This is a genomic window from Neptunomonas qingdaonensis (genome assembly GCF_900113275.1).
Lineage (GTDB): Bacteria > Pseudomonadota > Gammaproteobacteria > Pseudomonadales > Balneatricaceae > Neptunomonas > Neptunomonas qingdaonensis.
In genome coordinates this window covers 298,214-312,359 of sequence record NZ_FOOU01000004.1, presented here as the reverse complement: position 1 = coordinate 312,359, position 14,146 = coordinate 298,214, and the positions used below count along the sequence as shown (strand labels likewise).

The window sequence follows — 14,146 nt, the reverse complement described above, 5'->3', positions numbered from 1 at the left end:
TTTAGCCCTCTACGTATAAAAGCAATGAGGAAACAATAATGGCAAAGGCAACACTCACCACAGAAAAGACAGCGGCTACACATCCAATGCTGGGCTTTGGTGTGCCTGCATCCAGTGATCCCCATCACTTTAAAGTCATTATTCCCAAAGCCAATAGCGGCAAAGTCCAAATCAGTGAATACCTCGGCCTACAAGCGCAGAGCGATGAATTTGCAGTAATTGACCGTGTCATTATTGATAGACCAAGGTGGACAGCCATACGCTCAGAAGTACAGCGAACCTTTAATGCCCGGCTAAAAAGTCACAACGTTAAAACCTCAGCATGGTCAGTCGGAGAGAATGTTGTCGATCGATTGTTGGGGAAAGAGTTATGCGTATTAGCCTGGGCTATTGAAAGTATGGCGATGGAGAATATTCCCGTCGCGGTTCGGAATTGGCTTGCACTCAGGCCCGAAGAGCGCTGGTGGCTTTTTGGCATGACAGCCATGAGTACCGGCGGCATAAAAGACGGTGAAAAAGGTTGGCGTGTTGCACTACGACATGCGCTAGGCGATGTTGCACAGAGCGACCAACTAAAACCACGCGGCCGCAAAATAGTACGCAATACATTACAGAGCGATGGTTTCGATCAAGGCAATTTGTCCATGCTCGATCTGTTTGGAGATGAAGATTAAATGACACAGCTAACACCTTTTGCGCTGAAAGATGCGCCTGCACTGATTGAGGCAGTATTTCCAGCACAAAAAGTATCTTTCGAGGCACAAAAAGAAAGAAAAGCAAACTTAGGGCAAACGCTCACAGGTTTAGGGTCCTATTGGAAAGGTCGTAAGCCTCTGATTTTAGTCAGAGCGGTAGTGCTTGGTAGTCTTTTACCTCAAACAGATAACACTGAAAAAGATTTAGAAATTTTTGAACTACTGATGGCATTTGATGACCAGAGTCTTGCCAAGCGTGCCCTGATTCAGAATTTAATAAAGCCGAAAGATATAGCCGAGAAAATAAACCTACACAACCCATGGGACTCTTTCTCCCATAATATTAAAGTTGACGACGATCGGTTTCCCGAAATTAACGCATTAGCCTTCCCGTTAAACCCTGATTCCTCAGGGTTAAAACTCCGTTGGCGCCGTGACATTGAGGAAAAAGACAAACTTCATTTGTTAACTCTATTTCTTGGTCAAATTAAAGGCTACGAAGAGAAATCATTACTATGTAAGCGACCTGAAGAGGTAGATCAAGGATGGTTATATGAGCACATTTGGCCAACGATAAATAAACACTATGTAAGTTACGGTGTTAATGCATCATCTCACCAAGAACTCATTGAACAACTGGGTATTTTGAAATATGGACGCAGGCCTAAAGTTGCAGACACATTTAGTGGTGGTGGCTCAATACCATTTGAAGCAGCAAGAATTGGCTGTGACGCAATAGCATCTGATCTTAATCCTGTCGCTTGTATGTTAACTTGGGGGGCTCTCAATATCATTGGTGCTTCAGAAGATAAAAGGAAAGAGTTTTCCCAAGCTCAAGAATACGTTTACATAAAAGTTGATGAAGCTATAACTGAATTACAAATCGAGCATGATAGTGAAGGAAATCGCGCAAAGTCCTTCTTATATTGCTTAGAGACGACGTGTCCTGAAACTGGCTGGAGAATACCAATGTCTCCAAGCTGGGTTATCTCAAAAAATAAAGGTGTTATAGCTAAAGTTATACCCAATATTGAAACCAAGTCATTTCAAATAGATGTTATTTCTGATTGCTCTAAATCTGAGTTAAAAGCTGCAGAAAATGGCACCGTTCAGAACGGATTTTTAATATATACGCTAAATGGAAAGGAATACAAAAATCCGCTGAAAACTATTCGTGGCGACCGTAAGGGCCCCGACGGGAAGTGGCTAAACAGCCTTAGAAGGTGGGACAAGGCAGATTTTCGATATTTAGATACGGACATCTATCGTGATAGGTTATATGCCATCCACTGGGTTGACAAGGATACTATAGATTCAACACGCCCAATAACGTTCTTTAAAAAAGTGACGGAGGCCGATTTAGCCCGTGAAGAGAAGGTAGATAGAATAGTTCACGAAAATCTCGCTAATTGGCAGGAGCAAGGGCTCGTGCCCGATATGGAAATAGAGCCAGGTGACAAAACCGATGAGCCTACGAGAACAAGAGGTTGGACATATTGGCATCACTTGTTCAATTCAAGACAGCTTTTAATTCAAAAACTGATCAACGAATATTCTCTTTCAAGTAGCGAGCCTGCTTGCATGACTGTCTATGCAGCGAAAGTTGCAGATTGGAATAACAAGTGTTGTCATTGGCATACTGGCTGGGACAAACCTGAAAATCTTTTCTATAACCAGGCATTAGACCCTTTTATAAATTACGGTTCCAGAAGCTCATATTTCCTTCTTTCCCAGTGGGGGTTAGGAAATGCTAGGTACTCTGACCTGTCAAAAACCAATTTTCAAGTAGTTACAAGGGAAGCAAAAAACCCAATACCTGCAGATATTTTCATTACCGATCCACCATATGCTGATGCAGTGATGTACCACGAAATTACTGAGTTTTTTATCGCTTGGTTTCGAAAATACCCCCCAAAACCTTTTGATGAATGGACTTGGGATTCTCGACGGGCACTTGCAGTAAAAGGCTCCGGTAATGACTTTAGAAAGGGTATGGCGGAGTCTTATTCCGCAATGACAAAAAAAATGCCTGACAACGGAATGCAGTGCGTTATGTTCACCCACCAAGATACGGGTGTTTGGTCTGACATGATTGGCATATTCTGGGCGGCTGGCCTACAAGTAGTCGGTGCATGGTATATCGCTACAGAAACCAGCACTGAGTTGAAAAAAGGTGGATACGTACAGGGCACCGTTATTTTGATGCTGCGCAAACGCCCATCGGGAGAAAACGCGGGCTTTAAACAGCGGCTATTGCCTGCCGTGCGTGCCGAAGTTAAACATCAGATCGAAACCATGATGCACCTGAACGACGAGGTGAAAGACAAGATGGGCGAGCCTGTGTTTAACGACTCCGACTTACAAATGGCGGGTTACGCCGCTGCCCTAAAAGTACTGACGTCTTACACCCATATTGGTGGCGAAGATGTCACCGCTTTTGCGTTGAGGCCTCGCACTAAAGGTGAAGTGACAGTTGTTGACGAAATTGTGCAGCAGGCTGCTGAAGCCGCCAATAGTTTGTTAGTCCCTGAGGGTTTAACGACCGACACTTGGCAGAAACTCAGCGGTATTCAGCGTTTTTATCTGCGCATGATGGATATTGAGACCACCGGAGCTGCTAAATTAGATAATTATCAAAACTTCGCTAAAGCCTTCCGTGTGGAAGACTACGCAAGAGTGATGGGAAGTATGGCGGCTAACAAAGCTCAGCTAAAACGCATCCCTGAATTTACCTCGCGCGACCTCACCGAAAGTAACGAGATTGGTTCAACTTGGCTTGGGCACTTGATTATTGGTTTGCAACAACTGTTAGCAGAAGCCGACCCACAAGCGGTGATCAGCCAACTACAGGCGGACCTCCCCGATTTTATGGAGATACGTGCATTATTGATTGATGTACTGACCTTTATTGAAAACAAAGCGCCCGAAAAAGCCACGCGTGATGTGGCAGAAGTACTGGGAGCGCGGTTACGCAATATGCGGGCTCTAGGTAATTAGTGTGCGAAATTTAAAAATAGGCAACTAAAAACAGAGCAATGAAAAGTCTATGGACTAAGAGCAAATAATAATATGGCAATCAGACGGTTTTCTTCACGCACCCATCGGCTCGACAGTAGCTTTTTACTGGAGCATCTAAAAGGCGCCCGCAGCTATAAACGCATAGCGGGCTACTTTACGAGCTCCTTATTTGAGGTTGCGAACGAACTGATTGAAGCCATTCCTGAAGTTAAAATTGTTTGTAATGTCGATATTCATCCAGACGACCTAAAGATTGCTCAGCTGCGTGAGTCAAAAATGATTGGACGCTGGAACGAGCATGATATAGAAACCGAAGCACTGTTAAACCGAGATCGCTACCGAAGACTTGACAGTTTTTTAGCCAAGCATGGTCAGGTTATTCGCGTTGCCCCTGATAGTATTTGCGGTTTTTTACACGGTAAAGCCGGTGTCATTGAATGCGCAGATGGTCGCAAGCTGGGCTTTATGGGCTCTATGAATGAAACCAGTAGCGGGTGGCAAAGGCACTATGAAATCCTGTGGGAAGATGATTCGCCGGAGGGTGTCGCGTGGATAGAAGAAGAGTTCGAGTTTCTTTGGAATGCTGCTCGGCAACTACCGGATGCGGTTATTCGAGAAGTAAAACGCAGGGGCTATCGTCGTGAAGTCGTCTTTGATGAGATTGAAGACGATGATGATCTGGCGCCAGCAGCTCTTATTGAGTCACCGCTTTATCGTCAAGGCTTTTCATTACAACCGTGGCAACAGGGTTTTGTGAGTGAGTGTGTTCGACATTACCATAACCACGGCATTGTACGATTGTTGATAGCCGATGAAGTTGGTTTAGGTAAAACCCTCTCTATGGGCACCGCGGCTTTGAGCTTATGCTTACTAAGCGACAAAGAAAACAAAAAAAGAAAGCCTGTTATTATTTTTTGCCCGGCTACCTTATGTGAGCAATGGCAAACAGAAATGATCGACAAGCTGGGTATTCCCTGCGCTCGTTGGCATACACAAAAGAAAGCCTGGCTAGATCCAGAAGGCAGACTTATTTCGCCTTCCGGCCAAGCGTTTATCGCCAAATGTCCATTACGTATCGGCATCGTTTCAACTGGTTTAATGATGCAAGAATCCTTAGAAAAGGATTATTTGCTTGGCTTGCGTTTTGGCCTTTCTATTTTAGATGAAGCACACAAAGCCAGAAGCCGACAAGGCTTTGGTAAAGATGCAGGTTCACATAATAATTTGCTTGCCTTTATGCGGGATATTGCAGCTCGGTCTGATCATGTTCTGTTAGGCACTGCCACACCGATACAAACACGCCCAGAGGACCTATGGGATCTCATGGGGATTTTGCACCAAGGCAGCGACAATTTGGTATTAGGCAATGACTTTACAAAATGGCACAGGCCGAAAGAAGTATTACCTATCCTTTCCGGTGAACAGCGCGTAATTGAGCCTAGTTTTGCCTGGGAGCTATTGCGCTCGCCATTACCGGTGGTGGACTCTTCAAACGAACAGCATTCAAGAAAATTGTTTCGTTCCATCCGAGAAGATCTTGAGCTTATCAATGGCAAAAAATGGGACATTAAAAATCCTCTGACAGATTTGTCTGACGACTCTAGAGATTACTTGGAAGATGAGCTGGATCGGGATATTTCGGGCGCTAACTTTTTTCAGCGGGAGAATCCCTTTATTCGTCATATCGTGTTACGAAAACGAGTAACACTTGAAGACGCCAACCTATTACCGCGTATTGGTGTTGATGTTCACCCCGATCGAAATCTAGCAAAAGAGGAACACAAGTTTAATAGTTTGTTTGAAGGTAAAGCGCTGAGGACCAGCGAAGATTTTCGACAAGCTTATGCGGAGGCTCGCAATTTTGGAAAAGCACTTGCGCAAAGTGGTAAAGGCAGTGGCTTCATGAAAAACCTCATGGAGCAAAGAATTTGCTCCAGTATTTCAGCAGGCCTTAATACCGCTAAAAAACTATTGGAAGGCAGAACCATCCAAGAAGAAAAAGACGACCAAACCATTGAGCTTAAGGCAGAAAGCCCAGATGATATTGCCGTACTTGAACGCATGATTGTTCGTTTAGAAAGAATTGAAGAGGATCCCAAACTTCAGGCTATTATCCATTACCTTGAAAAAGAACAATGGCTCAAGCATGGCGTTATTATTTTTAGCCAATACTACGACACCGCCAAATGGGTGGCAGATTCATTAGCGACTCGTTACCCAGATCAGCCTGTTGGTTTATACGCAGGTGCAGGCAGAAGTCGGCTGTATCAAAAAGGTGATAGCGTCAATATTGAACGCGAAACCTTAAAGCGGATGGTTGCAGAGCATCAACTGGAAATTATGGTAGCCACTGACGCTGCTTGTGAAGGTTTGAACCTACAAACACTGGGCACGCTGATGAATATTGACCTGCCTTGGAACCCAACTAAACTGGAACAAAGAATTGGTCGAATTAAACGTTTTGGTCAGGTACGCGATAAAGTCGATATGCTGAACCTAGTTAACGAGCAAACCGTTGATGAGAAAGTCTATGACAAGCTTTCAGAACGCATGCAAGATCGTTATAACTTGTTTGGTTCACTACCCGACACCATCAAGGATGAATGGATTGAAGATATCGAAACCATGGGTGAGAAGATGGACGAGTACATAAATGCACAAAAACAAGCCAATGGTTTTGATCTTCGTTACACCTCTACGATGGAGCCTTCCGAAAAAGACTGGCGGGACTGTTCTGATGTTTTATCCCGCCGTGATTTTAATGAGCTGATGATGTGTGGGTGGAGTGAAACAAAATGAACGTGAATGAAACTATTGCCTACCACCGGCCCTTATTTCGACTCATGAATGCCTTGGTAAGTTTGGTCATTCATAGATAAGGATGTTAGAAATGGCGGATATTGATTTTTCTACACTTGCAGAGGACGCGCTGTCTACTTTCTCAGAAATTGAGGACAACGCAACGAATAAACTGAGCTTTGAAAACAATATGGGGACGGATAGCTTTGCTAGTGGCAATACGCTTACCGGAAATCAAGCCTTTCAAAATCTTGCTAGCATTAAACAAGCTAACCGTGAGCAATTAATCAAACTTTGTCATGAGCCAGCGATTGCTAGACTAGTTATTGGGGACGACAACGAGAATCAAAAAGTAATTTATATTGCACGTAATGCTAATTTACCGCTCCCTTCTGGAAGAGCGTTTGCAAGTTATCGCTCGCCAATTGGTCGATTAGCCGAAGTAGCATTAGGTGACGAAGCTAAAATTACTATCGAGGGAAAAGCTCAACTTTTTTATGTGATCGAGAAAACCAGCTTTCGACCAAAAAAGGAAGCCGATGGATGGGATTCAAACCATACTCAGTATCGCCATTACTATAGTGGCACTTATTCTATCGAATCATTGCGCGCTCTTTTACAAGCAAACGATTTTGAAAGTGCCGATGAACTTGATCAATTATTGGAGCAGGCAGAGGCTCAAAGTGGTGTTTCAGCTGGCATTAGTCACCAAGTTCGCACTGCGATGGGCTTGCGGGATCAGCCCATATTGGATCAGTTCCAAGGCGAAATTTTTCGACTACCCTTGAATAGCCAACTTATCATTCTTGGGCCTCCCGGAACAGGTAAAACCACCACGTTAATTAAGCGTTTGGGGCAAAAGCTGGATGTAGAGTCTCTTGAGGCAGAAGAAAAGCGGTTTGCCGAAACATCTAAAGATCAAGAACAACATCAGTCTAGTTGGATAATGTTTACCCCTTCAGAGTTGCTTAAACATTACTTGAAAGAGGCGTTTAGTCGGGAACAAGTGCCAGCAACCGATTCTCATATTAGGACATGGATAAGCTTTCGCAACGATATTGCGCGAAATACTTTGGGGATATTACGCACAGCTAACGGCGGAAAGTTCACATTAAAGAACGATTTATCCAACCTAGCCCCTGCGGTGATTGAGGATGCTAGCCGTTGGTATGAATCCTTTGAGGGCTTTCATGAACAACGATTAAAAGACCAACTTAAAGACGGAATAGTCATCGCCACCACAGCAGCCCCAGATACTGCTGCTACCATATCAAAAAATCTACAAAAATTAGGTGGCGAAATTGAATCGCGTAAATTGATAGATATTTACCGTGACCTAGAAACATTTGAAGACGCCTATAAGTCGGCATTAAGTGATTCAAAAACTATAGCCGAAGATTTATTAAAGAAAGAACGGAATCGCCTGTATAACAAAGACAAAGAGATTTTTCATAGATTAGCTAAGTACCTAGAAACTCTTCAGCAGGAAAATGAACCGGATGACGAAGAGCTGTTCGATGATGATGAGCAAGAAGACGCATCTGTACTGAGCAGCAATGCGATACAAGTCGCGGTGAAAGCCTACTTGTCGGCAATCCGAGCTTTAGCAAGAACTAAGTATCTAAAACGTAGCATGCCAACGAAATCGAGATCGTTATCAATTATTCGATTTCTTGAAACGTCCATACCCAGTGACAATATTCTGGTTGAGATCGGCAAGCACATAAGCTTTCAAAATGGTTTGCGCCGTTTTGTGAATAGTCATAAACGTTATGTGTCTGATGTATCTACGAGCTATCGAGATTTTCGCAAAACAAAAACAGTTATAGAAAATTTCTATGACACCGAAGTAACCAATACAACTCAACTTTCTAGCATTGAATTGGATGTCATCATTTTGTTAATGCTAAAAAAATCTCGACAATTGATGACACAAGGTTTTGTGGGCAAAGCCCTCGATGAGACTAAGTATTCTTATTTGGTGGTTATTTCAGATCTGTTTAAAAATCAAGTTATGGTAGACGAAGCGACTGATTTTTCGATGTTACAGCTAGCTTGTATGGAGAGTTTAACGTCTCTGAAGAGTAAATCATTTTTTGCATGTGGAGACTTTAATCAGCGCATCACGTCTTCCGGTATTCGCAGTCAGCAACAATTGACTTGGATTTTACCTCGTATTTCGGTAAAACCGATTCAGCTCGTTTACCGACAAAGCCGCATATTAAATGAATTTGCAGGCGAACTCTTACGCATACAGAATGGCGACCTAAGTGCCTTAGGTATGATCCCCGAGGAGAGCAATCATATTGGTGTCAAACCGGTGCTATGCGAAAAAGCAGGCGATGATAAATCTATAACTTGGATCGCTGAACGCATTATGGAGGTTGAACGTGCCGTTCAGCAATTACCTACCATTGCAGTATTGGTTAATTCTGAAGAAGAAGTGAAACCAATGGCAGAAAGGCTGGCTAACTATCTAGAGCACGTTAATCTTAGTGTAGTAGCTTGCGAGGAAGGAAAGGCCCTTGGTGAGGGAACTGATATCCGTGTATTTGATATTCAGCACATCAAAGGTCTTGAATTTGAAGCAGTATTTTTCGCTGGAATAGACAAGCTAGCTATTGAGAAGCCAGATTTGTTTGACCGCTATCTTTACGTAGGTGCAACACGAGCAGCAACTTATTTAGCATTAGTTTGTTATGATTCTTTGCCTACATCGCTAGAACCACTTAGAGGGAGTTTTGATCTGTCCTGGGGTGAATGAAACAATACGGGGCTATTTCATCTTTCGCGCTGAATAGCTAGCCTAATCTGCGCGTCGTTCCTCGAACCTTAGCTTCAGAGTGCTTAGAGTTTCTTTGCATTTTTTGGTCTGAGTATTCTACATAAATCTATATGTTAGTCTCGTGAAATGGTGCTGGGTTGGTCGTAGCCCTCTATGATCGAAACCAAGGAATAAGTGGAAGAGATTTCATATGTGTCGTGACTAATTTACGTTTAGTGCTGTTTTTTGCGTTAGATTATTTGAGCCTACAGTCAGATAAAAAAAAGAGAAGAAATAAATATGGGGGGCATTTTATAATTTATCGTTATTATATTTTAATATATTAAAATGGTTATTTTCTTTATTTGGTAGAGCTAGGCGACCGGAATTGTAATCCCATAGATAATTTCCGCCTGATTCATTTTGGCTATACCCAAAATGAATTGCATGCCAGTTATGACAATCACTTACAAAGAAAATACGAAACTACTTAAAGTGAACCATTACAAAGTGATGGTATGGATGCGTCGACTTTAAGGCCAGAACCGTGATTAAATTAACTTACTATCACTTTTTCTAGCTATTCCAGACCAGCTAGTGGTGATTCAGAAAAACACCGCTGGTGGCTTTATTTAGATAAGTAAGAATAACGAAAAAAGGCTAATAACACGATGGCAGGTTTCAGAACTCGTAAGGATGGCAGCGTTTATCCAGTTAAGTATGCCCAGTTAAACCTGTCTGAAAACGAAACTTACACCCGTCCTACTAGGTGTAAAGGATGTGGAAGATATGTCTTCTATTATCAAAATGATTCAGGATCAAAGGTCTTTTTTGATGATTTAGGGCCTCCTTGGCCAAAACATGAATGTAGTGGATCTGGACGGACGTCTGTACCAATGTATGCAGAGTTCAATTGGGTTAAAAATAAATATCGTCCTCTGACTGTATTAAAGGGACACAAGGGTAAATGCGCGCCTTTCATCAAAGTGAAAGTTCTTCCTGGTTCCACTGGAATAGAAAAAAACAGGTATCTATGGATGCTTGAAAACCTACGAACAAAGATCTATCCAGTTTTATTTCAACAGCGCTTTCCCGTACTTTGTAAAGTATCTTCTTTTGGCAGTGATTCCGTGTATGACATAAGCACCTTCTATATTGACTCAATTGGTGCCTCATATGAGCTTAACTGCGTAGGCCTATTACTTACTGAAAAGCACGCTATGGAATTAAAGGGTAAAAGTCAAAATGCTGCTCAACTTGATAAAATTTTAAAACTCTACTTATTCTCTCAAGCATAAAATCATATATCTGAAGATAATGGGTACCATGCTTCTTTGGGGGTAGCGTTTTGGCTAGTATTTATTAATATGCGCCTTAAAAAATCAATTAGCAGATCCAAAAAAAAGAATGAAAAAGCAAGCAGAAAAACAAATATGGCTTGTTATCTTGTCCTACTGTGTGTGTTCATGCGTCGGCTTGGATCTGACTTGATTTTTCAAGTTATGCTTATATCGACTTTTATTATGTTAACTGATGGTTGAAAAATTACGTCACATGCTCTACAGGTATTGCATTATAATGGTATTCAATTCCGGCTCCGGGCACCACAGGCTGTAGAGCTATACAGTAAACAGCTATTGCCCCTGTCGTTCTGATAAGTTGATATCAAGAGCCTCGGTGGTTCTTGATTTTCTTTCACATCTTATTACTTACTGAGGTGCTGTTTTGGATTGCTGAGAGATAAGAGTGTCTGATTAATCCGATATACTCTACATCCTGATAAAAAAAGCAAAAATATTTTAGGGGGCATTTTAGGGGGCATTCTATAAATAATTTTAAATATATTTTTTTATATTCAAATAGTTAATGATTCTATTCGATAGAGCTAGGCTCCACCATCTACACTCAAATCTTTGTTTTTATTGGTTTATTTCGTTTTTGAAGTCAAAAATGTGATACAGAGTGTGTTGCACATGGCAGTTTAAACGTTCCAAAACCCCTCTTATTTTACTACCAATCGACTGGGTATTTATCAATTCCAATACCGGGTTCTCCGTAAGCTTTTGTGTGACTCAAGAGTACCCAAACTGATTCGTAAATCTCTGTCTACAAGGGACAGGAACACTGCGTTGATATTGGATCAACGATACAGGGTAGTGTTGGTCATACCTTTATATCGCACATCCGGGCAGGCGCAGGTTTAGCATTGTGGCTGTTGTCAGGCACAGATGCTTCGCCCCCGCCTGTTTTTCAGAACGCTCCGAACATAGTCGCTGCGACGATTGCGACCACCAATGAGACCAGCGGGAATATGACTGCGACCATCGCAAGATCGCCGTAAGAGTCGCGGTGTGTCAGCCCGCAGATTGCCAGTAGCGTCACCACAGCGCCATTATGCGGCAAGGCATCCAGCCCACCCGTGGCAATCGCTGTGATTCGGTGCAGGGCGTCCGGTACTATTCCTGCCGCATGCCCCATCTCAAGGTAGGTATCGCCTAGGGTGGACAGCGCGATGCTCATCCCGCCAGAGGCCGACCCGGTGATCCCTGCAAGAATATTGACCGCGATCGCCAACGAGATCAAAGGATTGTCGCCGCCCAGATTCAACACCACCTCGCGCAGCATAGCAAAGGCGGGTAATGCGGCCACGACCGCCCCGAAGCCCACCAGCGACGCGGTATTGAAGATCGGCAGAACCGAGGCGTTGGCCCCGGCATCCAGTGATGTTCGCAAGGACGCGAGACGCTTCCAGTTCAGGGCAATCAGCACCAGAATGGCCGTACAAAGCGCCAGAATGATCGACCATAGCCCCAGCACGTTCGACAGGCCGACGGCACCGTAAAGCGGCTCTGATAGATAGTCGATGTTCCAGGACGGGATCACGATGCCCGAGAACACATAGTTGGCGGCGACCACGACGACGACGGGCAGCACCGCGAGCGAAAATCCCGGCACGGCAGTGACTGGTGCCACCACCGTATCAGTCGTACTGATTTCCGCAAGGTCATAGCCTTCGCCAGCTGAGCGTTGCCGCATTGCGTCGTTCGGTGTGGCGGTCGCGTCGTCATGTATCCCATAGCCTTCGCCCCGAACCCGCGCTCGCGCCGCGCGGTGCATCAGCCAACACTGGCCAGCCCCGAACATGACCAGAGCGGCCAGAATGCCGATGCCGGGGGCGGCAAAGGGAGTTGTGCCGAAATAGGGCATCGGGATCGCATTCTGGATCGCCGGCGTGCCCGGCAGTGCCGTCATGGTAAATGTGAACGCCCCCAGTGCAATCGTGGCCGGGATCAACCGTTTGGGGATGTCGGCCTCGCGAAACAACGAGGCGGCGATCGGATAGATCGCAAAAGCCACGACAAACAGCGATACACCTCCATAGGTCAGGATCGCGCAGGCCAGCACCACGGCTAGGATCGACTGTCCGCTCCCAAGCCGGGCCACCAAACCGGCAGCGATGGATTTTGCTGCGCCGCTGTCGTCCATCAATCGGCCAAAGATTGCGCCCAGCAAGAACAGCGGAAAAAACGATATAACAAATCCACCCGCCGAGGTCATGAATACTTGCGTGTAAAGCCCTAGTAGAGCTGATGTGGCGAAGCTGGCCGCCAACATCGCCATCAGAGGCGCCAGGAGTAATATAGACACACCGCGGTAGGCCAGGAAAATTAGCAATCCCAGCGCCAGAAGAATGCCGGCAAGTCCCATCATTTGGTGCCTTTATTTTTGCGTTTTAGGGCACCGGGAAGGCGGATAGATTCTTCGAAGAGCGTTTCAGGATCGAAAGTCGACCGTTCTCCCAGTGCAGCGAAGTTGGTCTTGATCCAGCTATCGGCAGATTTGCGTCCCAGGTCACGCAAATGCAGCAGGAAATCTAACCCGGAGTTCATCTTGGAAGAAGCCGACAAATGCTCGAGCCCTTCGCCGCCGATGCGATGCAGGCGCATGTCGCGATAGCGTTCGTCCTCTAGCCCCTCAGCGTTAATGATACGATGCAACAACGCGATCGAGCGCAATTCCTTGATCAGGCTGGAATTGAAAGAGATTTCGTTCATCCGGTCGCGGATCTCTGCGGCGGTGGTTGGCACTTTGTCGCGCCGGATGGGGTTGATTTGGACAATCACCATGTCGCGGCAATCGTTTTCGTCGACCAGAGGAGACAGCGCCGGATTGCTGGTAAAGCCACCGTCCCAATAGGCCTCGCCATCAATCTCGACTGCTTTGAACATATCGGGCAGACAGGCCGAAGCCATGACCACATCCAAGGTGATTTCACCCTGACGGAATACCCTCGGCAAGCCGGTGCGGACATTGGTGGCTGCCACGAATATATTGGTGGCCGAGCACGCGTTTACCTGATCAAAATCAACCTGCTTTTCAAGCACATCGCGCAGCGGGTTGATGTCGAACGGATTCAATTGATACGGCGAAGCCAGCCGCGCCAGCGTGAGCATCCCTATGTAGCCGGGGGAGGCATCAAGGCTCCAGCGGCCAAACATCTGATCCAACGGTCCGGGTTTGATCGGGCTGAACTGGGCCGCGTCGCTGACCGCGCGCCAAAACCCGTCCAGTGCTTCACGCGCTGCGTCGCGCCCGCCACGGGTCAGGCCATCGGCCAGCACTACGGCATTCATCGCACCGGCGCTGGTACCACTGATTGCTGTGATCCCGATCCGATCATCCTGCAGAATCCGATCCAGGACGCCCCAAGTGAAGGCGCCGTGGGAACCACCGCCCTGAAGGGCTAGTTCGATTTTTTTGGTTGCGGTCATTACGTCCTGTTCTCGCTTATCGTTCTTAGTCTTCCGTTAACCACTCCATCGTAGTACCGAAAAAAGCCTGCGCTTAGTGCTCTGTTTCAAATTCCGGG

General features: G+C 45.3%; 7 protein-coding genes. 5 read left to right on the top strand and 2 right to left on the bottom strand.

The genetic code is table 11. The features are described 5' to 3' along the window. Nucleotides 1-38 precede the first annotated feature (38 nt). The 5 genes from BM099_RS08330 to BM099_RS08310 all read left to right on the top strand — a co-directional run bounded on the left by BM099_RS08330 (nucleotide 39) and on the right by BM099_RS08310 (nucleotide 10,574). Nucleotides 39-674 carry an anti-phage-associated DUF3780 domain-containing protein gene (locus BM099_RS08330; RefSeq protein WP_090726652.1) on the top strand — a complete coding sequence of 212 codons (636 nt, stop codon included), beginning with the start codon at nucleotides 39-41 and terminating at the stop codon, nucleotides 672-674. Continuing rightward, a complete protein-coding gene (locus tag BM099_RS08325; protein ID WP_090726649.1) occupies nucleotides 675-3,692 on the top strand; it encodes an anti-phage-associated DUF1156 domain-containing protein in 3,018 nt (1,005 codons plus the stop codon). A 72-nt stretch (nucleotides 3,693-3,764) separates the two neighbouring features. Continuing rightward, nucleotides 3,765-6,512: a phospholipase D-like domain-containing anti-phage protein gene (locus tag BM099_RS08320; RefSeq protein WP_090726646.1), complete on the top strand. Its 2,748-nt coding sequence runs from the start codon at nucleotides 3,765-3,767 to the stop codon at nucleotides 6,510-6,512. A gap of 91 nt (nucleotides 6,513-6,603) precedes the next feature. Continuing rightward, nucleotides 6,604-9,276 carry an ATP-binding domain-containing protein gene (locus BM099_RS08315; protein ID WP_177201120.1) on the top strand — a complete coding sequence of 891 codons (2,673 nt, stop codon included), beginning with the start codon at nucleotides 6,604-6,606 and terminating at the stop codon, nucleotides 9,274-9,276. 671 nt (nucleotides 9,277-9,947) lie between these two features. Further along, nucleotides 9,948-10,574 (top strand): hypothetical protein, encoded by a 627-nt coding sequence (locus tag BM099_RS08310; RefSeq protein WP_090726642.1) that lies wholly within the window; start codon nucleotides 9,948-9,950, stop codon nucleotides 10,572-10,574. A gap of 952 nt (nucleotides 10,575-11,526) precedes the next feature. Here the strand turns inward: BM099_RS08310 and BM099_RS08305 are convergent. Then, nucleotides 11,527-12,987 carry a GntP family permease gene (locus BM099_RS08305; RefSeq protein WP_090726639.1) on the bottom strand — a complete coding sequence of 487 codons (1,461 nt, stop codon included), beginning with the start codon at nucleotides 12,985-12,987 and terminating at the stop codon, nucleotides 11,527-11,529. Beyond that, nucleotides 12,984-14,048 (bottom strand): patatin-like phospholipase family protein, encoded by a 1,065-nt coding sequence (locus BM099_RS08300; protein ID WP_090726636.1) that lies wholly within the window; start codon nucleotides 14,046-14,048, stop codon nucleotides 12,984-12,986. Before BM099_RS08300 ends, BM099_RS08305 begins: the two co-directional genes overlap by 4 nt. Nucleotides 14,049-14,146: the final 98 nt, after the last annotated feature.

Excerpts from the sequence above, each read along its gene's own strand:
- BM099_RS08315 (WP_177201120.1), top strand. The coding sequence starts at position 6,604 with ATGGCGGATATTGATTTTTCTACACTTGCAGAGGACGCGCTGTCTACT.
- BM099_RS08320 (WP_090726646.1), top strand. The coding sequence starts at position 3,765 with ATGGCAATCAGACGGTTTTCTTCACGCACCCATCGGCTCGACAGTAGC.
- BM099_RS08325 (WP_090726649.1), top strand. The coding sequence starts at position 675 with ATGACACAGCTAACACCTTTTGCGCTGAAAGATGCGCCTGCACTGATT.
- BM099_RS08300 (WP_090726636.1), bottom strand. The coding sequence starts at position 14,048 with ATGACCGCAACCAAAAAAATCGAACTAGCCCTTCAGGGCGGTGGTTCC.
- BM099_RS08310 (WP_090726642.1), top strand. The coding sequence starts at position 9,948 with ATGGCAGGTTTCAGAACTCGTAAGGATGGCAGCGTTTATCCAGTTAAG.
- BM099_RS08330 (WP_090726652.1), top strand. The coding sequence starts at position 39 with ATGGCAAAGGCAACACTCACCACAGAAAAGACAGCGGCTACACATCCA.
- BM099_RS08305 (WP_090726639.1), bottom strand. The coding sequence starts at position 12,987 with ATGATGGGACTTGCCGGCATTCTTCTGGCGCTGGGATTGCTAATTTTC.